24 protein-coding genes and 1 pseudogene are annotated in these 19,052 nt (G+C 61.0%); 7 read left to right on the forward strand and 18 right to left on the reverse strand.

Going from position 1 to position 19,052, the window contains the following annotated elements; all coding sequences use genetic code 11:
* Positions 1-212: 212 nt before the first annotated feature.
* The 3 genes from VE009_RS27250 to VE009_RS11240 form a co-directional block, all read right to left on the reverse strand.
* Positions 213-404 carry a hypothetical protein gene (locus VE009_RS27250; protein ID WP_414694830.1) on the reverse strand — a complete coding sequence of 64 codons (192 nt, stop codon included), beginning with the start codon at positions 402-404 and terminating at the stop codon, positions 213-215.
* Between the two features lie 123 nt (positions 405-527).
* The gene (locus VE009_RS11235; RefSeq protein WP_325007591.1) at positions 528-1,052 is read right to left on the reverse strand and encodes a hypothetical protein; all 525 of its coding nucleotides are present in this window, start codon (positions 1,050-1,052) and stop codon (positions 528-530) included.
* A 39-nt stretch (positions 1,053-1,091) separates the two neighbouring features.
* The gene (locus tag VE009_RS11240) at positions 1,092-1,721 is read right to left on the reverse strand and encodes a DUF3298 and DUF4163 domain-containing protein (protein ID WP_325007593.1); all 630 of its coding nucleotides are present in this window, start codon (positions 1,719-1,721) and stop codon (positions 1,092-1,094) included.
* A 160-nt stretch (positions 1,722-1,881) separates the two neighbouring features.
* Between VE009_RS11240 and VE009_RS11245 the strand changes: the two genes are divergently transcribed.
* Positions 1,882-2,505 carry a trimeric intracellular cation channel family protein gene (locus VE009_RS11245; RefSeq protein ID WP_325007595.1) on the forward strand — a complete coding sequence of 208 codons (624 nt, stop codon included), beginning with the start codon at positions 1,882-1,884 and terminating at the stop codon, positions 2,503-2,505.
* Positions 2,506-2,625: 120 nt separating this feature from the next.
* On the opposite strand, the gene VE009_RS11250 is transcribed toward VE009_RS11245, so the two are convergent.
* Positions 2,626-3,735: an S-layer homology domain-containing protein gene (locus tag VE009_RS11250; RefSeq protein WP_325007597.1), complete on the reverse strand. Its 1,110-nt coding sequence runs from the start codon at positions 3,733-3,735 to the stop codon at positions 2,626-2,628.
* Positions 3,736-4,513: 778 nt separating this feature from the next.
* Between VE009_RS11250 and VE009_RS11255 the strand changes: the two genes are divergently transcribed.
* A complete protein-coding gene (locus VE009_RS11255) occupies positions 4,514-5,575 on the forward strand; it encodes an HD-GYP domain-containing protein (protein ID WP_325007598.1) in 1,062 nt (353 codons plus the stop codon).
* 58 nt (positions 5,576-5,633) lie between these two features.
* Here VE009_RS11255 and VE009_RS11260 read toward each other — a convergent pair whose 3' ends face one another.
* A complete protein-coding gene (locus VE009_RS11260; RefSeq protein ID WP_325007600.1) occupies positions 5,634-5,822 on the reverse strand; it encodes a hypothetical protein in 189 nt (62 codons plus the stop codon).
* A gap of 163 nt (positions 5,823-5,985) precedes the next feature.
* Here VE009_RS11260 and VE009_RS11265 point away from each other — a divergent pair, with 163 nt between their 5' ends.
* The gene (locus VE009_RS11265; RefSeq protein ID WP_325007601.1) at positions 5,986-7,242 is read left to right on the forward strand and encodes a methyl-accepting chemotaxis protein; all 1,257 of its coding nucleotides are present in this window, start codon (positions 5,986-5,988) and stop codon (positions 7,240-7,242) included.
* A gap of 6 nt (positions 7,243-7,248) precedes the next feature.
* Here the strand turns inward: VE009_RS11265 and VE009_RS11270 are convergent, their stop codons facing one another.
* The 3 genes from VE009_RS11270 to VE009_RS11280 form a co-directional block, all read right to left on the reverse strand.
* Positions 7,249-7,761 carry a DinB family protein gene (locus tag VE009_RS11270; RefSeq protein WP_325007603.1) on the reverse strand — a complete coding sequence of 171 codons (513 nt, stop codon included), beginning with the start codon at positions 7,759-7,761 and terminating at the stop codon, positions 7,249-7,251.
* Positions 7,762-7,899: 138 nt separating this feature from the next.
* Entirely contained in the window at positions 7,900-8,142 is a 243-nt protein-coding gene (locus VE009_RS11275; RefSeq protein WP_325007605.1) for a hypothetical protein, read from the reverse strand.
* A gap of 20 nt (positions 8,143-8,162) precedes the next feature.
* Positions 8,163-9,050: a TIGR01777 family oxidoreductase gene (locus tag VE009_RS11280; RefSeq protein ID WP_325007607.1), complete on the reverse strand. Its 888-nt coding sequence runs from the start codon at positions 9,048-9,050 to the stop codon at positions 8,163-8,165.
* Between the two features lie 177 nt (positions 9,051-9,227).
* Here VE009_RS11280 and VE009_RS11285 point away from each other — a divergent pair, with 177 nt between their 5' ends.
* Positions 9,228-10,079: an alpha/beta hydrolase gene (locus VE009_RS11285; protein ID WP_325007609.1), complete on the forward strand. Its 852-nt coding sequence runs from the start codon at positions 9,228-9,230 to the stop codon at positions 10,077-10,079.
* A gap of 179 nt (positions 10,080-10,258) precedes the next feature.
* A complete protein-coding gene (locus VE009_RS11290) occupies positions 10,259-10,675 on the forward strand; it encodes a VOC family protein (protein ID WP_325007611.1) in 417 nt (138 codons plus the stop codon).
* A gap of 46 nt (positions 10,676-10,721) precedes the next feature.
* On the opposite strand, the gene VE009_RS11295 is transcribed toward VE009_RS11290, so the two are convergent.
* The 9 genes and pseudogenes from VE009_RS11295 to VE009_RS11335 all read right to left on the reverse strand — a co-directional run bounded on the left by VE009_RS11295 (position 10,722) and on the right by VE009_RS11335 (position 16,197).
* Positions 10,722-11,513 (reverse strand): GNAT family N-acetyltransferase, encoded by a 792-nt coding sequence (locus tag VE009_RS11295; RefSeq protein ID WP_325007612.1) that lies wholly within the window; start codon positions 11,511-11,513, stop codon positions 10,722-10,724.
* Entirely contained in the window at positions 11,510-11,836 is a 327-nt protein-coding gene (locus VE009_RS11300) for a putative quinol monooxygenase (protein ID WP_325007614.1), read from the reverse strand. Before VE009_RS11300 ends, VE009_RS11295 begins: the two co-directional genes overlap by 4 nt.
* Positions 11,837-11,867: 31 nt before the next feature.
* Positions 11,868-12,518, reverse strand: a complete 651-nt coding sequence (locus tag VE009_RS11305) for an ankyrin repeat domain-containing protein (RefSeq protein ID WP_325007616.1) — start codon at positions 12,516-12,518, stop codon at positions 11,868-11,870.
* Positions 12,519-12,561: 43 nt separating this feature from the next.
* Entirely contained in the window at positions 12,562-13,002 is a 441-nt protein-coding gene (locus VE009_RS11310; RefSeq protein WP_325007618.1) for a VOC family protein, read from the reverse strand.
* A 145-nt stretch (positions 13,003-13,147) separates the two neighbouring features.
* Positions 13,148-13,681 carry a hypothetical protein gene (locus tag VE009_RS11315; protein WP_325007620.1) on the reverse strand — a complete coding sequence of 178 codons (534 nt, stop codon included), beginning with the start codon at positions 13,679-13,681 and terminating at the stop codon, positions 13,148-13,150.
* Positions 13,682-13,762: 81 nt separating this feature from the next.
* A complete protein-coding gene (locus VE009_RS11320) occupies positions 13,763-14,254 on the reverse strand; it encodes a GNAT family N-acetyltransferase (protein ID WP_325007674.1) in 492 nt (163 codons plus the stop codon).
* 72 nt (positions 14,255-14,326) lie between these two features.
* Positions 14,327-14,740: pseudogene (fosB, locus tag VE009_RS11325) on the reverse strand (metallothiol transferase FosB); the annotation flags it as partial.
* A 17-nt stretch (positions 14,741-14,757) separates the two neighbouring features.
* The gene (locus VE009_RS11330; protein ID WP_325007622.1) at positions 14,758-15,759 is read right to left on the reverse strand and encodes an HD-GYP domain-containing protein; all 1,002 of its coding nucleotides are present in this window, start codon (positions 15,757-15,759) and stop codon (positions 14,758-14,760) included.
* 153 nt (positions 15,760-15,912) lie between these two features.
* Positions 15,913-16,197, reverse strand: a complete 285-nt coding sequence (locus VE009_RS11335) for a hypothetical protein (protein WP_325007624.1) — start codon at positions 16,195-16,197, stop codon at positions 15,913-15,915.
* Positions 16,198-16,371: 174 nt separating this feature from the next.
* Here VE009_RS11335 and VE009_RS11340 point away from each other — a divergent pair, with 174 nt between their 5' ends.
* Positions 16,372-16,803: a hypothetical protein gene (locus VE009_RS11340; protein WP_325007626.1), complete on the forward strand. Its 432-nt coding sequence runs from the start codon at positions 16,372-16,374 to the stop codon at positions 16,801-16,803.
* A gap of 50 nt (positions 16,804-16,853) precedes the next feature.
* Here VE009_RS11340 and VE009_RS11345 read toward each other — a convergent pair whose 3' ends face one another.
* The gene (locus VE009_RS11345) at positions 16,854-17,738 is read right to left on the reverse strand and encodes an NAD(P)-dependent oxidoreductase (protein WP_325007628.1); all 885 of its coding nucleotides are present in this window, start codon (positions 17,736-17,738) and stop codon (positions 16,854-16,856) included.
* Between the two features lie 177 nt (positions 17,739-17,915).
* On the opposite strand from VE009_RS11345, the gene VE009_RS11350 reads away from it, so the two are divergent.
* Positions 17,916-19,052, forward strand: a complete 1,137-nt coding sequence (locus VE009_RS11350; RefSeq protein WP_325007630.1) for a glycerate kinase — start codon at positions 17,916-17,918, stop codon at positions 19,050-19,052.

Below are 19,052 nucleotides of genomic sequence, written 5' to 3' on the forward strand. Positions count from 1 at the left end.
TGTGTGCCCGGCGTACGGATCGTTCCTGTGCAGACAAGCCTAAAAAAGATAAGGCCCTATATGTAAGCTTCCTGCCCCGGCGGGTGGGGCCATTGCCCCTGGAAGCCAGCGCTTCTAGGGGCAATGCAACCCTGGACGGTCATCGGTCGAGCCGCTCGACCGTTCGAAGGTTGCCGTCCGGGGACGGCGCCGCGCCGTCCCGATCTCGCGAATTACGCGTAGATCGTGCGGGAGATGATCACGAGCAGAATGAAAAGCACCAAAATCGCGCCCGTGCTCGAGTAGCCGTAACCCATGCCGTAACCTGCGCCGAAGCCTACGCCCGCGTGCGCGTTCAAATGCGCGTTCGCGTTTACGCCTGCGTTGACACCCATGTTCGCGCCGAAGTTGCCCAATCCTGTCATGTTCAACACTCCTTCATTCGTTTGTGGTCTCGTGCGTTAGCACAATCCCATTCTATGAAGGGGGGACAGATGCGGCATAGTGAAACGCCCAACGCACGGCAAAATAGGTGAACGCCTGCCCTCTTACGTATCGATGACGAAGTAAAACCCGGGGTGCTTATACAGCAGCTGGAAGTTCGGATCTCGCGACAGCACCGTGTCCAAATCTTCCGGCGTGAACAGGAAGAAATCGTTGTAGAACGGGTATCCGGCGCCGTAGAAATAACTCAGCCACACAAGCTTCGAGCAGTAGATCGACGACCACGGATCCTGCAGCGGGATGCGCGGCGAGAACGAAAACGGCGGCACGAGGACGCCTTGCGCGTAATTGGCCTCGCTGCTGCGCAAATATTGGACCGCGTACGCGGCCGCGGCGCTGCCGAGCTGCGGTCGAACAGGCCGGTACCAGGCATGCTTCGGATGCAGCCGCACAAAATCATCGATTCGCCCGAGCTGCACGTACGGGAACGTAATGACCGCTTCGACGACGTGCTCCCCGTCCACGACAATGGCGCTGTGCCCCAAATACCCCGTCGGCACGTGCAGCTCGTTGTCGCAAGCGGTCAAAATATCTCCAGCGCGATACCCGGTTTCGTTAACATGAATCATGGACTCGTCACCCGCCTGCCTTAAATTCGTCTCAAGCGACTATACGCCCGGCAGCATCCGCCCGAGCGGTCCCGCCTCCACGACAAAATCCTGCAGCTCGTAAACAGAGATCGGAAACATCGGGAATCCGTACACGTACGGGGTTAATTCGTAGAGCTGAAAGTAAACGACCAGCGCTTTGTCGGCGATATAATACGGCTGGTCCTTCGCGATGCCGGTAAACTCTACAAGCAGCGGGACGTCTCGATCCTCGATCTGCCGGCGAATGCTGCGGTTGATCGCTTCCTCGTAGCCGCTGCCGAGCCGAAACAGCTCGGGCAGCGCGTATGCCTTCCCCGTCGCCACGTCGAACGTGAGCGAGCGCAGCAGCGTCATGCCGTGCGCGGCGGGAGGCGTATAGGCATAGTTGCTCTGCGTAAGGCTTAGAACGCCCCGTTGGTTCGTCTTCAGTTCGTACAATCCCGTGATCGTCGTCGCGCCGCCATCGGGAGGCCGCTGCCCGAGCTGCTCCTCGATCATCGCGTTCGCCTGCGCGCGGATCGCTTCGTTCATGGCCGCCTGGGCGCCGCGGTTCGGCAGACCGTACACGCTGGGGTAATACACCTCCACGTTCGGGACGACATAGGAGCCGGTTTGAATCGGGACGGGAAATCGCATCGGGGCCGCCATTCGGACAACACCGTTCCTTTCGGCATAGGTTCGCTAATCGTTCATTGCTATGCCTATGCCGCACGGGTTGGACAATTTGCAGAAAGATTTTCTATAATAGCGGGAAGAACGGGGTCGCCTCATTCGTTTCATCGCGGCGACTCGAAGGATGGGCCGGATCATGTTTCTGATCGAATGGTTTTTATATTTGGGGGTAGCCGCGGCGGGCGTCTCGGGCGCGCTTGTCGGCATCAAGAAAGAGCTCGACTTTTTCGGTGTGTTGTTTTTGGGAGGCGTGACGGCGCTCGGAGGCGGATTTGTCCGCGACGTCTTGATCGGCAATGTGCCGCCGATCGGTTTTTTGTATCCGAGCTACTTCTGGGTCAGCACCGTCGCCGGTCTGCTGACGTGGCTGTTTTATACCCGGATCGACCGGCTGCGCATCTTCATTCTCGTCTCCGACGCGATCGGACTCGGCGTATTTACGGCCGTCGGCGCCGATTCCGCGGTCAAATTCGGCTTCGACGAACCGTTCCTCGTCATCTCGATGGGCCTTATTACCGGCATCGGCGGCGGCGTGCTCCGGGATGTCTTCGTGAAAGAAATTCCGTTCGTCTTCCGGAAAGAGGTGTACGCGATCGCCTCGATCGTCGGGGCAGCGTGTTATTATTATTCAACGTGGACGCTGCCGGCGATCGGCGCGATGTTTCTTTGTTTGATCGTGACGTTCGTCATCCGCATCGGTTCGATATGGCTCAAAATCGACTTCCCCGTCTACAAAGAGAACAAGCCGGGCCCGCAATGAGCGAAATCCGATTCTCATGGCGTTCCCCCAGCCTGCGGCGATATGCAATAAGGTTTATGATAAAGGATGCAAAATAAAAATACCCTTGAGGTTTCAAGGGTATTTTCAAAAAAGTTTCGCTTAGAACGGCGACGTTTGCTCCGGCAAGTATCGAACGAGATGCTCGACGCCTTCGCCGCGCTGCTTCGCTTCATGCGCGACCGCCGACGCCTCCTCGATCCACTCGAAATACGGGTGATCGGCCGGCACGTCCGGGAAATGCTGCACGACGTCCGTCTCCCCATCCTTCAGCGGCCCGCGCTGTAAGCCGATGCTGAGCCACTGGGCAGCTTCCTTGCGCGCGATCGCCGTATCCGGCAGAAATTGCGGCGCATTGCCCTTGCTCGCTTGCTTCACGTAACCGAGCGCATGCGCGGTGCCGAGCGCGTGGCGGGACCAATGGTTCTTGACGTCGTCGAACGGGCTGTCGAACGGCGCCTCGACGATCCCGTGCAAGCGCAGCATCAGCACGATCAGCTCCGCTTTCGTAATCGGTTCGTCCGGCCGAAACTTGCCGTCGAACCCGACCATGTATCCGTCCGCGGACACTTGATTAATGTAGCGATACGCCCAATGGGAGCTCGGCACGTCTTCGTAAGGAACGGCTTCGGCTGCGCGCAGCCCGTCGATTCTCGCGATCATCGCCGCCGTCTCCGCTCGCGTAAGGCTTCCGTCCGGGCGGAACAAGCCGTCGGGATACCCCTGCATGAACGGCTGGTGCGTCACCGTGCCGACCTTCGCCTTCACCTTCGGCGTTTTCCATTTAACGCCGCCTTCCAGTTCCACTTCCCCTTCGACGTCGACCTCGTCGCCGGCTTTGGCGTTCGCCTTCACCTTGAGCTGGAAATGATACACCGTCGCTCCGTTCGCCGGCGTATCCTTCACGTTCCATTTCAGCATGCTTTGCGCCGCGTCCCACTCCGCGCCGCCCGCATCGACGACCTCCAGCAGGTCGTGAATTTTAACGTGAAGCTGCGTATTGGTGCGGGCTTTGTTTTCCACGTTGTGATAAATGAGGTGCAAATTCCACTTCCCGTCCGCCTCGACCGCCGATTCGTCGGCGATGACCTGCAGGTGGGCCGGCGCCTCGACCGCCGCCCCCGCCGTCCCGGCCGCGCCTGCGATGCTCACGGTTCCGAAGACGAGCGCCGCCGTCAACGCCCAAGCGATCCAACGTTTCCAATTGTTCACGCGGTTTACCTCCCTGTTGTCGAATATCCCTGCGAAAGTGACGTCACGTCGGGGATTTCTTACAAAGAAGGATACGTTCGAATGAATCTTTGTAGAACCTTTGTAGCTTAGTAGAACCGCCATATGCAGTGTAGGTTTCCATGCAAAAGGCCCGAAAAGACATAAAAGCGGTGATTCCCGCCTATGGTGTAATAAGAAGAAATTGATGTATTCGAAACCGAATGATACAATTTGTATCAACAACTTTGTCTCGCAGTGTTTCGGAAACCCGACGAAAGGTGAGGAGGGCCTTGTTCAACCGCATACTTCCAGGACGAATCTCCGCTCCGGAGAAACCGATCAATCTGCCGCCGATGCATGTATATTGTCCTGAATGCAAGGGAACGGGCCGCAAAAATTTGTTTGCAGTCTGCGGGGATTGCAACGGAAACGGTCAGCGAAGAATGACGTATGACGAATATGTACGTTCATCCGTGTGGACTCGCGCGAGATAACGTAATTTGTACCCTCGAAACTTCCGCGGAACATCCCCCTTTCCCCATCTTCCCCCTTGCATCGCTTGGTGTTCTCCAGTCCGGGTTAAGTCCAAGCGACTGAATCGAAATTTTGCCGCACCTTCGCCGAACCGCGTCGAATTGTGCGGTTGCGCGGGAAATACTTTCTTGGAACCCTTGGGGAATTCACCCTTTACCGGATAAACTCACCTATGATACAAAAGGAATAGGAACATGGGAGCAGAAGGAATCGGGTGGTGAATGTGAGGAGAACGCATATCAGCATGGCTCGGGCCGGGGAAAGGCTGGCCAAGCCGATTTGGACCGAGAACGGATCGATTTTGCTCGGGAACGGCATCGAATTGAACGACCGCTTCATCGAACGGCTGAAAGGGATGGGCGTCGATTACGTATACGTCGAAGACGGCCGGACGCTGGACATTATCCCCGAAGACTTGCTGCATGACGAGACGCGGAAACGGTCGGTCGAAACGGTCCATCGGACGATGACCGGCCTGATGAACGAAGGGCTCGGCAAACGGAACGTCGCCTTACAAAACTGGGGCGCCTCGTTCCGGTCACTGTTCTCTTTGATTCTGACGGAACTGCCGAATCGGGGCGACGTCGTCGTCAACCTCGTCAACATGCACGTGAAGGACGGTTATTTGTTCCATCACGCGGTCAACGTCGCGGCGCTCGCCGGGGTGCTCGGCATCGCGAAAGGCTACGACCGGAACCAAATGCTCGATCTCGGCGTCGGCGCCCTGCTATTCGACGTCGGGATGACGGTGTTTCCGGAAAAGCTGTGGCAGCAGTCCGCGGAATTGACCGACGAACAGCGAGGCAGGCTGCAAAAGCACACCGAAGAAGGATATCACCTGCTGCGCGGGCAGTTCGACGTATCGGTCGTCACCGCGCACTGTGCCCTGCAGCATCATGAACGGTACGACGGCACGGGTTATCCCAGAGGACTGAAAGGGGGGGAAATTCACGAATTCGCGCAAATTATCGCCATCGCCGACGTTTATGACGCGCTGACGTCGCCTCGACCGTACCGGAAACGGTACAGCGCGAACGAAGCGATCGAATTTTTATATGCGAACGGCAACCGGTGGTTCAACTACGAGCTTGTGAAGCTGTTTTGCAAGTATGTAGCGGTATATCCTCTTTCGACGTCGGTCCGTCTGAACACCGGACAATCGGGCGTCGTCGCGAAGATCGATTCGGCGATGCCGCACCGCCCTGTCATCCGCATTTTGCAGGAGGCGGACGGAAGCAACCCAGCGGCCGATTACGAAATCGATCTCGGCAAACATTTGAACGTAACGATCGTACAGACGATGTAACGCTTGCCCAGTTCGTCGGGCCTAGAACCGATGCAGCGAAACGAACAGGAAGCCCTCGTCAACGAGGGCCCCTGCGAAGCTGCTCGCGAAGCTTGCCGATCCAATCCGACGTGCTTCCTTGATTGACGTAGCCGTTCTTTTTGTCGTCGACCCTCATGCCGATCCGCTCGTGCGCCGCCGTGTCTTCCAAGACGGTGCGCGGATCGCCGTCCGCTTCCTGCGGTTTTCGTTCGTCGTAAGGCGTCATCGAGTATCCCTCCCTTAAGCTTGCTATATTGTTGCCGCCTTCCGGGACGGTTATCCGGATCGCCTCCCTTGCTTGAAGGAAAGTCCCAAAGAAAATGATAGTGCCTCATGACATTAAATGTTATAATTTTCCCATTACTTTATACCTGCAAAGGAGCGGTTCCATGAGCTGGTTCACCCGTTTATCTTTCAGACAAAAACTGCAAGCAGGCAATTACGCGGTCATTGCTGCGTACACGCTGGTCATGCTTCCTTTCATCCTCTCGACCGGACGGGTTGGGCTGGGCATCCTTTGCTTGGTGCTGTTGGCGGGCCTTAGCGTATTGTTTTTCCGGCGGCTTGAGAAAACGCTTACAGATCCAATTTCGGACTTGACCCGGGCGGCGCTCGACATTTCCAAGGGCGATTTTACCGGCCGGATCGATATCTCTTCCGACGATTCGTTCGGCGAGCTCGCCGCCGCTTTTAACAAGATGACGGAGAAGCTGCGCGAATTGCTGCAGGACACGAGCCGCACGTCCAAGCATGTGTTCGAATCCAGCCGGGACATTTTCCTGAAGAACGAGAAAATGAAAACGGTCCTCGAGGAAGTGTCGCTCGCGTCGAACGAACTGGCGACCGGGGCTGCTCGCATCTCCGAGGATATCGCGGGCGTATCCGTAGCGACGAAAACCATCGAACAAAAGGTCAGCGCTTACACGGAGTCGACGCGCGAAATGAATCAAAAATCGGGCCATATGCTGGAGCTTGTGCAAAAAGGGTTGACGTCGGTGGAAACGCAAACCGAAGGCATGCGCAAAAACGTCCAAGCCACGGCGAACGTGTCCCAAACGATCCATGAGCTGGCCAAGCAGGCGGAAGGCATCTCGCAAATTACGCGGACGATCTCCGAGATCGCGGAGGCGACGAACCTGCTGTCGCTGAACGCCTCGATCGAGGCGGCGCGCGCCGGGGAGCACGGGCTCGGCTTCGCCGTCGTCGCGCAGGAAGTGCGCAAGCTCGCCGAAGAATCGACCGGGTCGACGAAGCAGGTGTTCCAGCTCGTCCGCACGATTCAGGAAAGCATCGACCGCGCGCTCGCCTCGATGGAAGAGAACGAGCAAATCGTTCGGGAGCAAACGCGGATGATCTCGGAAACGGAGCAAGTATTCGGGGATATCGTGCGCAACGTGACGTTCATTTCGGAGAGAATCGCGGCGTTCGCCCAGGAGAGCGAGCAAATGCTCGATAGCTCCAAGCAAATTTCGCACATCGTCGAAAACATATCGGCCTTCACGGAGCAGTCCGCCGCCGGAACGGAGCAGGTGTCCGCTTCGATGGCGGAGCAGATCGAGGCCGTGAAGGCGATCGTCTCGCAGTCCGAGCAAATGACGAAGCTCGTCACCCAGCTTCAGCAGTCGCTTAACGTATTCAAACTGTAACGCCGTTTACAAATAACGCTCTTGAATAATGTTCACGTGGTGCAGCTCGTGCCCGGCGATCACGTACGCGATGGCGGCCGCCGTGTTCTCCTTGCCGCTGACGATGCCGCTGCGGGCGAACGCTTCCTCCGGCAAGCTGAGAAGGAGCGGCAGCGTCGAGCGGCGGACCGCCTCGTATTCAGCGGCCAGCGACTCGAGCGTCCGCTCGTCGAAGCGGGCGCTGCGGACGAAGTCGTCCTGCTCGAACGGCGGCAGCGGCGTACGGTCCCCTCTCGCGATGCGAAGCAAACGATAGCTCATGACGCGTTCCGTATCCGCGATATGGCCGAACGTCTCGGCGATGCTCCATTTGCCGGGCGCGTACCGGTACGTCGCCTTAGCGGTCGGGATCGACCGGATCAGCGCCGCCGTACGGTCCATTTGGCGCTCCAAGTGCGAAATCAAGTCCCCTTCGGGGACGAGGCCGATGTAATTGGAGAAATAAGCATTGTACTCGTTCGGCTCAGGACGACGAATCATAACGGCACCTCTTTCAAATGATTTCCTTCCAAGTATAACATGCTCGACCGGTTCGCGGTCGAACGAAAACAAGGGCCTCGCGCGATCCGTGCGGGGCCTTTAGGTTTGATCCATTATAAAGCCGTTGCGAAGGAACATTCAGAGTGATTTCTTACAAAAACCGATCGTAGCGAAAACGAGGCCGAGCGCGGCGAAGCCGAGCGGAACGGCCGCGTCGCCCGGCATGACCAGCGCCGCCGCGATGCCTACCGCGACGAGAACAAGTCCATATCCGAGCCACTGCAGCGGCGAGCGTTCAAACCCGAAGACGCGCGACGCAAGGCCGACCGCCAACACTATAAACAATCCGAATGATACGACGATCCCCGTCAGCGTAACCATCCAGCTCCCCCTCCGCTGTTCTACTTCAAAATATCCCGCAGCGCCGCATCAAGCGTCTCGAAGCGGAATCGGAAGCCCTCCCGCAGCAGACGTTCGGGCAGCACCCAGCGGCTTTTCAGCACGAGCTCGGTTTCCGTACGCAGCAGGAGCGCGCCGGCCTCCAGCAGCCAGCGGGGCGCCGGCAGCGCGAATCGGCGCCCCAGCGCCTCGCGAATGAGCCGCATTTGCTCCCTGTTCGTCACCGGGTACGGCGCCGACGCGTTGAAGACGCCGCTCAGATCCGTCCGACTCTCCAAAAACCGAACGATGCGGAACAAATCCTCGATATGGATCCAACTGAACCATTGCGTCCCGTCGCCCTGCGCCCCGCCGAGACCGGCTCGAGCCAAACGGACGTACGGCGTCATGACGCCGCCGTTCGGCCCGAGCACGATCGCGATGCGCAAGGCGACCTGACGGGTATTCGGAAGCTGAAACGAGAAAAACGACGCTTCCCACGCCTTCGCGACTTCGACGGAAAATCCCGTTCCGATCTCCCCCGCCGTTTCCGTCATCGGCCGATCGACGGCATGGCGGTAAATCGTCGCCGTGCTGGAATTGATCCACAGCGCCGGCGGACGGCTGCAGCGAAGCGCCGCACGGCCGAGCGCTTCGGTCGTCTCCGTGCGCGAGCGCAAAATTTGCTCCCGATTCGTTCGATTGTAACGGCAGTTGACCGACCGCCCAGCAAGGTTGATCAGCAGGTCGGCCCCTTCGAGCGATTGGACGAGGCCCGGCGCGTCGTCCCATGATACGTGCGGCGGGCGGCGGGAAATCATGACGACCTCGTAATCGAGCTGCTCGAACCTCGCCTGGAAGTCGTTTCCGATAAAGCCCGTCCCCCCGGCGATCACGACCTTTTTGCGCATCGTACCCCTCCCTGTTTCTGCTAAGACGTCCTTCCTCTAAAACTTACAATACCAAAAAAACAGAAATGGTAAACAACGGAAATACGGCTCGACCTTGAAGATTGCTGCAATTTCCGTTGACAGAAGGAAGGATTTGTCATTACTCTTTTATAAGAGCAATGTAAAGGAGCTAAACACATGGCTACCGAAGGTAAAATAACGATCGGAGGCGCCGTCCTCTCGTATCGGATCGAAGGCGAAGGCGTGCCCGTGCTCGTAATCGGCAGCGCGGCGTTTTATCCGCGGCTATTTTCCCCCGACATTCGGAAACGAGCCAAATTGATTTTCATCGATCACAAAGGGTTCGCCGAACTCGCCGAGCTCCTTCCCGCGGAGGCCTATACGCTCGACGCGATCGTCGAAGACATCGAGACGATGCGAGCGGCGCTGGAGCTCGACCGATTCGTCGCGCTCGGCCACTCCGGACATGCGTTCCTGGCAGCGGCGTACGCCCGCAAATATCCGCAGCATGTCTCCAAAGTAGCGCTGATGAACGCGGCGCCGACGAACGACGAGGAGCGGCAGCGCGGCAGCATCGCTTACTTCGAGGCGCAGGCAGAGCCAGAGCGCAAGCGCAAGTTCGAAGAAGATTTCGCCGCGCTGCCCGCCGATCTGGAGCGCGAGCCGGAGCGCCGCTTCGCCTGGATGTGCATCCGCATGGGCGCCCACAGCTTCCGCGACTACGGCTTCGATGCGGCCCCGCTGTGGGAAGGCGTGAGGACGAACATGCCGGTCATCGACCACTTGTGGGGCGAGGCGTTCGCGCAGCGGCGTTTGACGGAGGAGCTCGGCGCGATCCACAAGCCGGTCTGGATCGGCCTCGGCCGCCACGACTACCTGGTGGCGCCCGTCTCGCTGTGGGACGACGCCGAGCGGAACCGGCCGAACGTGACGAAAATGGTGTTCGAGGAAAGCGGACATTATCCGATGCTGGAGGAGCCGGGCGCGTTCGACGAAGCGTTCCTCCGATGGGTATATCGACCCGAGTGACTCAACCAAGGTTGTCCTGCGTGCAGGCGGCGATCTCTCCCGAATGGCGGGGGCGGTCGCCGTTTGTTTCGCGGCCTAGAGAGGGCGAAAAACGCGGCATAAATTCCTTGACGGGAATATTCCATTTGGGTTATATTCTAATCAAGGAATACAATACTTTCGATGAGGTGGTCCATCCCATGCCTGCGAACATCCAAAGCATTTTCGTCAATTTGCCTGTGAAAGATTTGAAGAAATCGATCGAATTTTTCAGCCGCGTCGGGTTTACGTTCGACGAACGATTTACCGACGACAACGCGACCTGTATGATCATCGGGCCGAATATGTACGCCATGCTGTTGAACACGTCGTTCTTCGGCACGTTCACCGAGAAGGAAATCGTCGACGCCTCGAAGAGCGCGGAAACGATCGTCGCGCTGTCCGTCGGAAGCCGCGAAGAAGTCGACGACATCGCGAACAAAGCGCTCGAGGCGGGCGGATCCCCTTCGAAGGAGGCGGCGGATCACGGCTTTATGTACACCCGGAGCTTCCAGGACGTAGACGGTCATATATGGGAAGTGTTTCATATGGATATGAGCGCGTTCCCGCAGGAGTAACCGCCGAACGAATAACCCATCGCCTGACCCGGCGATGGGTTTTCGTCTAGAAGTACAATATCGACCAGCGGCCAATGTCGCGGAAGCCGATCCGCTTGTAAATGGAACCTGCGTCCGGATTGTCGTAAAACAGACAGAGCGTGCGGCCTTCCGCGGCAGCGTCCGCGCACAGCTTCGATGTCACCCGCGTCGCCAGCCCTTGCCCGCGGTAGTCCGGATGCGTCGCGACTCCGACGACCATGGCCGACATCGAATTTTCCGCCGAAGTGGACGCGGTGGCGACGACGCGCCCGTCCCGCTCGACGAAATACGTGCGCCCCGTTCCGCTCTCGATCGCAAGGCGCATGCTGTCGCGCCGCGCGGAGCCGTTCGAGTCGAACTCCGCGATGCCGTCCAGCAGCGCGCACACGGCTTCGATATCGCCGGCCGAGGCGACGCGCACGTTCTCCTCCGGCGCATCCGGGAGCGGCGCCTCGCAGCTTGCCGGGCGTTCCGCGAAATACATTTGCTTCTCCCGCCGGAACGCGAATTCGCTCCGGAACCGCTCCGCCACATGCGACGGTCCCGACACCATCTCCGCTCCCGGACCTTCCCGGATTCGTTCCGCGAAGCCGGCGACGTCGAACTCGCCTGCGGCGTATGGGAGATAGCTGCCGTAATAGCGAAGCAGCACCGCCTTCAACCGCCCGCGCTCGCCGAATTCGCCCCACAGCTCTTGGAAATCGGCGTCGAAGCCGAAGTTCTCGACATCGCCGATAATAAACAAATTGTAAGATGGCTCTTCGCCCGCCAGCGCCAGCACCGCGCGCCGATCCAGCTCCGTCAGCTTGCGAATCATCCGCCGCTCTCCTCCCGCGGAAGCCCTTTGCCGCCCAGCGTCGTAAACCGCCGCTGCTCGGCGAAGCCGCGAATGAGCGGCCGGCCGCGCTCGATCAGCTGCTTCGTCGCTTCCGTCTCCAGAGACGCTTGATGCGCGGCGGCGTCTGTCCACGCCTCCTGCACCCAGACGCCGTCCGGATCGTCCTCCGATACGCTGACGGCGTACAGCAAGCATGCAGGCGTCGACTCGAGCGCCGCCGCGGCTTCCAGCAATACGGCCGCGAGCTCGTCCCGCCGTCCCGGCTGCGCAATCAATTTCCCCTGCAATCCGAACAAACTCATCCCGGAGCCCTCCTCCACCGCTGCCTTGCCGTTACGCCGGCAGCACGTCCAGCACTTCAGTATAGCCTTTCTCTTCGGCGATGGCGCGCGCCGTCTTCCCGTCGTCTTGCCCGATGCTCGCATCCGCGCCGAACCGGAGCAGAAGCTTGACCATTTCGACGTCGCACCGATCGGCCGCTTGATGCAGCGGCGTCCAGCCGCCGCTTTGCTGCGCGTTCGGGTCGGCCCCCCGCTCCAGCAGCAGCTGAACGATGCCCGTCCGGCTGCCCGCCGCGGCGGCGTGAATCGGCATGTTCGCCATCGCGTTCGTCGAGCGGACGTTCACGTCGGCGCCGCGCTCGATCAAGAGCTTGGCCGCTTCGAAGCCGCCGAAGAACGCGGCGAGGTGAAGCGGCGTCCAGCCGTCGAAGCTGATTTGAGTCAGCAGCCGCGGCTCCAGATTCAGCATATAGTTCAGCGTCTCGTCGTCGCCGAGCGCGGCCGCCTCGTGGATCGTCACGGACACGCCGCGATCGAGCAGCCACTCCACCGCGTTTCGTTTTCCGTAATATAATGCCGCGGTAAGCGGGCTCATGCCGCTCGGCAGCGAAGCATTGAGCAGCTCCGGCTTTTCCGCGAGCAAGACGTCCATCGTTTCCGTATCCCCGGACGATGCCGCCTGCACCAGCGCTTCAATCGTCATCTGTCGTTCTCCCTTCGTTACGCAACCTGTCTACTATATTACTCTATGATGAGGTCGCGGTCGAATCGTCGGCGTCCCACGCCGGGTTCCAGACGATTTCCCACAGATGCCCGTCCGGGTCTTGGAAATAGCCCGCATACCCGCCCCAGAACGTATCGTGCGCAGGAACGACGACGCGAGCCCCGGCCTTCTCCGCCTCGGCCATGACGCGGTCGACTTCCTCCTTGGAGCCGACGTTATGCCCGAGCGTGAATTCGCCGGGGTTCGGCGCGCCCGCCGGCAGCTTCGTATCGTGGGCGATGCTCGTTCGCGGCCACAGCGCGAGCCTTAGGCCCGACGCTAAGTCGAAGAAGGCGACGGCGCCGTACTCGAACTCCTCCCCGACGATGCCTTCGGTCGGAAATCCTAATCCGTCTCGATAAAACGCTACGGATCGCCGCAAATCGTCGACGCCCAGCGTAATGACCGTAATGCGCGGTTGCATGGATCGCAAGCCTCCCTTTTTGGTTTCTTTTCCAATTCGACTCGCGGCCGCGTTTTCCCTTCCAGCGCGGGGGGCTTCGCATGCGAGGCAAATAAAAAAAACAGCCATTCTTTAACAATAAAAAAAACAGCCGCGAACGGCTGCTTTATGAATCGCGGGCGACGTCCCAGCGATGGCGGTACTTCTCCAATTTCGGATGCGGGGCGTTCGGCGCATCGGTCAAGACGAGCCGAAGCTTCGCGATCCATTCCTCGAACGTCGAGAACGACGCGAACGCGTTCGCCGTTTCCGGCGTCACGTACAGGAACAAGGGGGCGGGGTACACGTCGGACAAATGCCGCAGCGCCGCTTCGATCGGCGTATATTTTTTCCGTTTCCCCTCCCACGTTTCGACCGTAATCCTTCCGTCGCTCCGCTCCCGCTTCCACGCGAACAAGCGCTCCTCGCGGCGGTAATACGGTTCGATGCTCCGGCGGTACATCCGCTTCGCGGTTTCCTCGTGCAGCGGATACAGCACGAGCTTCGCGAACGCGCGCCGCTCGGCGAGATCCGCCGCCTTCGTCAGCTCAACCTCGCTCTCGTCCTCGAACGTATCGTAGAAGACGAGCGTTCCCCGAGGCGCGCCGGTCTTTTTCTCCTCTTCATATCCGTACGGCACCGATCGAACCTCTCGTTCCATGAGCATCCCTCGTTTTCGGCCAAAGTTTCCGGCACGGCCGGATGTCTCTATCCAGTATGCCCGAAATGCGGAAAGCTTTCGTTATAGGAGCTTGTAGTAAATGACCGTCGCGTCGAAGCTTCCGTCGGCGGATCGCGCGTACTGCGGGATGCTGCCCGCCTCCGTATACCCGAGCGCCCGATACAGCCGATTGGACGGGTCGCCCGCGCGCGTGTCCAGCACCAGCAAGCTGCGCCCTTCCGAGCGGGCCCGCTCCTCCGCGGCTTCCATCAAACGCCGGCCGAGGCCCTGCCGCTGCGCGCGGGGATGCACCATTAGCTTCGCGATTTCGGCCCGGTGCGCGCCGTTGGCGCGGCCGCACAGCTGCAGCTGCACGGTGCCGACGACGTCCCCGCCTTGCCGGGCGACCCACAGCACGGTCGAACCGTCCAAGACGCCCGCCCAGTACCGCTCCGCCTCCGCCGCGGACAGCGGCGGCAGGAAGCCGACGGACGCGCCGTCCGCGACGACGTCGACTAAGAGCCGCGCAAGGCCGCCGCGATCCCCGCCCTCGACCGATCGAATCGCCTCGATCCGCGCGTCGCCCGGCTCCCGCAGGCGTCCTTCGGCGGAATCGCTGACGGCGCCCCCATCTCCGGCGGCATCGCCGAACAAGCGGACATGCGGCTTCGCTTCGCGGTAATACGCGAGCCGATCCCGCAGCGTCCCGGCATGCAGTTCGAACAAATGACCGTCCGGATCTTTGAAATAAAGGGACGGCCGATCCCGCGCGTCCCGCGGGCGGCCCGGCAGCACGTCGGCCCCGATCGCGCGCAGCCGCGCTTCGAACGATTCGAGCTCCCCTTCGGCGACCGTGAACGCGATATGCGTATACGTCGAAGGAGCCGTCCGCTCCCCTTCTTCCTCGTTCAGCGCGAGCCAAAGGCCCGCCAAATCGAAATAAGCGAGCTTCCGTCCCTGCGCGACGAGGCGAGCCCCGAGCGCGTCTCGGTAAAAATCGATCGATGCGCGCAGATCGGACACGGAAAAGCAGAGATGATTCACGCCTTGTATGCGCATGCGCGTTCCTCCCTCCTTTACGTCCCGGAGGCCGCCGGCACGCCTTGCGGAGCGGCGGGAGCCGTTTGCAGCTTGCCCGTGCGCGCGAGAACGCGCAGGAACGCGTCCGCCACCGCGGGGTCGAACTGCGTGCCGCTGTGCTGCCGCAGCTCGGAGGCAGCCGTCTCCGCGGCCAGCTTCGGGCGGTACGAGCGATTCGTCGTCATCGCGTCGAACGCGTCGGCCGCCGCCAAGATGCGAGCGCCGAGCGGAATCGCGCCGCCCTTCAGGCCGAGCGGATACCCTTTGCCGTCGATCCGTTCGTGATGATGCCTCACCATATCGGGGATGCCGAGCTCCTGCAGCCTTGCGATGTTTTTAATGATGTCGTAACCGGCTTCCGGATGCTCCTTCATGATCGCGTACTCTTCCTCGGTCAGCCGGGACTCTTTGCTTAAGATATGCTCCGGCGTGCCGATTTTGCCGATATCGTGCAGCAGGCCCGCCAAAAACACGGCTTCCGTCTGCTCGGACGAAAGGCGCAGCTCCTTCGCGATTTGCCTCGCGAACTCTGCGACGTTGCGGGAATGGAACGCCGTATACGGGTCTCGCGTATCGATGCTTTTCGCGAACGACAGCATCGTCTCCGTGAAGAACTCCTCATATTGGCGCTTCTGGTCGAAATGCCGGTTCGAAATCGTCGCGACGCGCCTGGCGATGCACGCGATGGCGAGGAACGCGGCGGCGGGAATCAAGCCGATCGGCTCCCAGCCGGAGACGAATAAAATGAGAACGCTCATGAGGGCGGCGCCGGCCGCGAACGCCGCGTTCGATATGCGCGTCACGCCGATGTACACCGCCGGCACGGCGAACAGCGCCATCAGGCGGTGATCGCTCGCCGCCACGTTGACGGCGGCGGACGCCGCGGACGCCGCCGCGAAAGCGGCCCAAAACCATCCCGCGCGGGACGAAGGCGAAATCGAACAAAACGAGTTCCCCTGTAAACAGCGACGCAGCGCTTCTTGTTCCTCTTTCCCCATGCCCGCACCTCATCTTCTATGAATCTAGCATTCATTTCCATTCCATTATAGGAGATCCCGCAAGGAATCGCCACCGAACGGTCCGAACACAAAAAAGGAGAACGCCGGCGTTCCCCGAAATCGTGCCATGTGACTGGCTTTATTCTATTTCGTCTACGCCGCCCCTTCCGAAGCCCGGTGGATGGCGGCCCGGTTTTTCCATACGAAGCTGCACGCCTCTTCAGGCGTCAGCGGCGTCTCCCCCTCGTCGCAATAGCCGTCCCCCTTCCCGTGAATCGTCCAGGACCCGTCCGCGTACCGCATGAGGGTCCAGATGCCGCCGCGCTCGCGGTCTTCGAATACGAAGTACCGTTTGCCCCCGGCTTCGTCCCAACAAGCCGTTTCTTCGAACTGTTCCAAGAACCGTTCCGCGTCTTTCTTGCTGCGAATTTGCGCCATCGGTATGCCCTCCCCGAGAAAAATATACATACATTGCTATTTTAACGAATGACTTCCGTTTTGTCCCGATCGTTAACTTCATAAATTGACAATTCCTGCGCGCCGCCGCCCGCTCGGCATGATATGATGAACCGTGTCGAACGCGAAACGCAGATAGAAAAGGAGTTGTCGCCGATGGTCGTCATCCGAATCGAAAAGCGAACGGACTCGGTGGAAGAAGCGGTGCGGCGCGCGGCCGCGCCTTGGCAGATGGAGCGAATACCGGAGGAGGGCGGCGGCTTTCGGCTGATGCCTCCGCTGCTGTACGGCATTCACGGCATCGGATGCGAGGAGAGGGACGGAAAGTGGTGCTTTTGGCGGGAGGCTATGGCTACGACGTGGGAAGATTTTTTGCTGATGCATTTGACGCATACGGCGGCCGCGGACCTCGGCTCATTGCTCGCTTATGTGCAAGCCGACGGGTCGATGCGTCTGGTCGAACCGACGCCCGAGACGTTCGCGTCGTTCGACGCGTACGCCGACTACGTCGTCCGGAACGAACAGGGCATCGTGCGGGACATGAAGCGCAATTGGATCTATACGCATCGGACGCGGTACGTGAGGTAAAACGGAAGCCTCCCGGATCCTTCGGAACGCAGAGAGGCTTTCTCGTCGGCTTATGATTTATAGTACTTGAACAGCGCCTGCGTACCCTGATCCGCGCAGCCCATGTCGATCAGCCGCTCGTACAGCGTGCGCGCCAGCGCGAGGCCGGGCAGGTCGAGCTGCATTTCCTCGGCTGCGTCGAGCGCGATTTTCATATCTTTGACGAAATGCTTCACGTAAAAGCCGGGCTCGAAATTGCCGGCGATGATGCGCGGTCCGAGATTGCTGAGCGACCAGCTGCCCGCGGCGCCCGTCTCGATGCTGGAGAGCACCGCGCTCGGGTCGAGTCCCGCCCGCTCGGCGTACGCCAGCGCCTCGCATACGCCGAGCATGCCGCTCGCAATGGCGATCTGGTTGCACATTTTCGTATGCTGCCCCGCCCCAGGGCCGCCTTGCCGGACGACGGTTTTGCCCATCTTCTCGAACAGCGGCCGCGCCGCAGCGAACGCCTCCGGTTCGCCCCCGACCATGATCGACAGCCGCGCCTCCCGCGCCCCGACGTCGCCGCCGGACACCGGCGCGTCCAGCGCCTGCATCCCCCGCCCCGCCGCCGCGGCGTGGATGCGGCGCGCCAGCGACGGGCTGGACGTCGTCATGTCGATCAAGAGGGCGCCCGGCTTTCCGTTCGCGACGATGCCGTCCTCGGCCAAATAGAGCCGCTCGACGTCGGACGGATAGCCGACGATCGAGACGACGGCGTCGCTCTCCGCCGCGAGCTCCGCCGGCGTATCGCACCAAACCGCCCCTTTCGCGAGCAGCGGCTCCGCTTTCGCTTTCGTCCGCGTATAGACGCGGAGACGGTAGCCCGCCGACAGCAAATGGCCGGCCATGCTGGTCCCCATCACCCCCGTGCCGATAAATCCGATTGTCGTCCGCTCCGGCGTACATTCGTTCATCGCCGTTCCTCCTTTACTTAGCTCGCTGCGATCAGCGCAGATCGTTGTCCATCCTTTACCAGCATGAACAAAATAATAACGCAAGGCAACTGTTTTTCGCCCGCGAGCATTTCCGGCGCTCCGAGAGGGACGATTCCTGTTATACTGAAAGAAAACAAACCACTGGGAGGACGCTTCATGCATATTGTCATCGCTCCGGATTCATTCAAAGGATGCCTCACCGCCGAAGCCGTCTGCGAAGCGATCGCTCGCGGCGTTCGGAAAGCGCTTCCGTCCGCATCCGTCGTTCTCATCCCGATGGCCGACGGCGGGGAAGGAACGCTCGACAGCCTGCTCGCGTCCGGCGGGCGGCGCGTCTGCGTTCGCGTCGCCGGACCGCTCGGCGAACCGGTCGACGCCGCGTACGGCGTGCTGGACGGCGGCGTCGCCGTCATCGAGCTCGCCGAGGCGTCGGGCCTCGGGCTCGTCCCCGAGGAGCGGCGCGACCCGCTGCGCGCGACGACGTACGGCACCGGCGAGTTAATTCGGGCGGCGCTCGACGACGGGTGCCGCGACTTCATTCTCGCCGTCGGCGGCAGCGCCACGAACGACGGCGGCGCCGGCATGCTGCAGGCGCTCGGCCTGCGCCTCTTGGACGAGGACGGGCTCCCGATCGGCCCGGGGGGCGGCGAGCTCGGCCGCGTCGCCGCGATCGACGCGAGCGGCTTCGATCCGCGCATCGCGGAGTCCCGCTTCGTCCTCGCTTCCGACGTGACGAACCCGCTCGTCGGTCCGCAGGGCGCGACCCGCGTCTTCGGTCCGCAGAAGGGCGCCTCGCCGGAGACGATCGAGCGGCTCGAGCGCGGGATGATGCATTGGGCGGACGCAATCGAGCGCCATGCGGGCGTCCGGCTGCACGACATGCCCGGAGCGGGCGCGGCGGGCGGCATCGGCGGCGCGTTCCTCGCCTTCTTCCCCGCCGAGTTCCGCCGCGGCATCGACGTCGTCGTCGAGCGCACGCCGCTTCGAGAAGCGCTGCGCGGCGCCGATCTCGTCATTACCGGCGAAGGGCGCATCGACAGCCAAACCGCCTCGGGCAAAACGCCGATGGGCGTCGCCCAGGAGGCGATGCGGGCGGGGGTCCCCGCCGTCGCGATCGCCGGCTCGGTCGGTCCCGGCATCGAGGCGCTCTACCCGCACGGCCTTCGGGCGGTATTCAGCCTCGTGAACGGCCCGATGACGCTGGATGAGGCGCTGCGGAACGCCGCGCCGCTGCTCGAAGGCGCCGCGGAGCAAATCGTGCGCGCGGTGCTCGCCGGTCGCAAGGAGGCGTAA

Source organism: Paenibacillus sp., from assembly GCF_035645195.1.
Classification (GTDB): domain Bacteria; phylum Bacillota; class Bacilli; order Paenibacillales; family YIM-B00363; genus Paenibacillus_AE.

Excerpts from the sequence above, each read along its gene's own strand:
- VE009_RS27250 (WP_414694830.1), bottom strand. The coding sequence starts at position 404 with ATGACAGGATTGGGCAACTTCGGCGCGAACATGGGTGTCAACGCAGGC.
- VE009_RS11330 (WP_325007622.1), bottom strand. The coding sequence starts at position 15,759 with ATGGGGAAAGAGGAACAAGAAGCGCTGCGTCGCTGTTTACAGGGGAAC.
- VE009_RS11285 (WP_325007609.1), top strand. The coding sequence starts at position 9,228 with ATGGCTACCGAAGGTAAAATAACGATCGGAGGCGCCGTCCTCTCGTAT.
- VE009_RS11255 (WP_325007598.1), top strand. The coding sequence starts at position 4,514 with ATGGCTCGGGCCGGGGAAAGGCTGGCCAAGCCGATTTGGACCGAGAAC.
- VE009_RS11275 (WP_325007605.1), bottom strand. The coding sequence starts at position 8,142 with ATGGTTACGCTGACGGGGATCGTCGTATCATTCGGATTGTTTATAGTG.
- VE009_RS11240 (WP_325007593.1), bottom strand. The coding sequence starts at position 1,721 with ATGGCGGCCCCGATGCGATTTCCCGTCCCGATTCAAACCGGCTCCTAT.
- VE009_RS11295 (WP_325007612.1), bottom strand. The coding sequence starts at position 11,513 with ATGATTCGCAAGCTGACGGAGCTGGATCGGCGCGCGGTGCTGGCGCTG.
- VE009_RS11260 (WP_325007600.1), bottom strand. The coding sequence starts at position 5,822 with ATGACGCCTTACGACGAACGAAAACCGCAGGAAGCGGACGGCGATCCG.
- VE009_RS11300 (WP_325007614.1), bottom strand. The coding sequence starts at position 11,836 with ATGAGTTTGTTCGGATTGCAGGGGAAATTGATTGCGCAGCCGGGACGG.
- VE009_RS11305 (WP_325007616.1), bottom strand. The coding sequence starts at position 12,518 with ATGACGATTGAAGCGCTGGTGCAGGCGGCATCGTCCGGGGATACGGAA.
- VE009_RS11335 (WP_325007624.1), bottom strand. The coding sequence starts at position 16,197 with ATGGCGCAAATTCGCAGCAAGAAAGACGCGGAACGGTTCTTGGAACAG.
- VE009_RS11270 (WP_325007603.1), bottom strand. The coding sequence starts at position 7,761 with ATGATTCGTCGTCCTGAGCCGAACGAGTACAATGCTTATTTCTCCAAT.
- VE009_RS11265 (WP_325007601.1), top strand. The coding sequence starts at position 5,986 with ATGAGCTGGTTCACCCGTTTATCTTTCAGACAAAAACTGCAAGCAGGC.
- VE009_RS11245 (WP_325007595.1), top strand. The coding sequence starts at position 1,882 with ATGTTTCTGATCGAATGGTTTTTATATTTGGGGGTAGCCGCGGCGGGC.
- VE009_RS11350 (WP_325007630.1), top strand. The coding sequence starts at position 17,916 with ATGCATATTGTCATCGCTCCGGATTCATTCAAAGGATGCCTCACCGCC.
- VE009_RS11315 (WP_325007620.1), bottom strand. The coding sequence starts at position 13,681 with ATGGAACGAGAGGTTCGATCGGTGCCGTACGGATATGAAGAGGAGAAA.
- VE009_RS11345 (WP_325007628.1), bottom strand. The coding sequence starts at position 17,738 with ATGAACGAATGTACGCCGGAGCGGACGACAATCGGATTTATCGGCACG.
- VE009_RS11310 (WP_325007618.1), bottom strand. The coding sequence starts at position 13,002 with ATGCAACCGCGCATTACGGTCATTACGCTGGGCGTCGACGATTTGCGG.
- VE009_RS11340 (WP_325007626.1), top strand. The coding sequence starts at position 16,372 with ATGGTCGTCATCCGAATCGAAAAGCGAACGGACTCGGTGGAAGAAGCG.
- VE009_RS11235 (WP_325007591.1), bottom strand. The coding sequence starts at position 1,052 with ATGATTCATGTTAACGAAACCGGGTATCGCGCTGGAGATATTTTGACC.
- VE009_RS11290 (WP_325007611.1), top strand. The coding sequence starts at position 10,259 with ATGCCTGCGAACATCCAAAGCATTTTCGTCAATTTGCCTGTGAAAGAT.
- VE009_RS11280 (WP_325007607.1), bottom strand. The coding sequence starts at position 9,050 with ATGCGCAAAAAGGTCGTGATCGCCGGGGGGACGGGCTTTATCGGAAAC.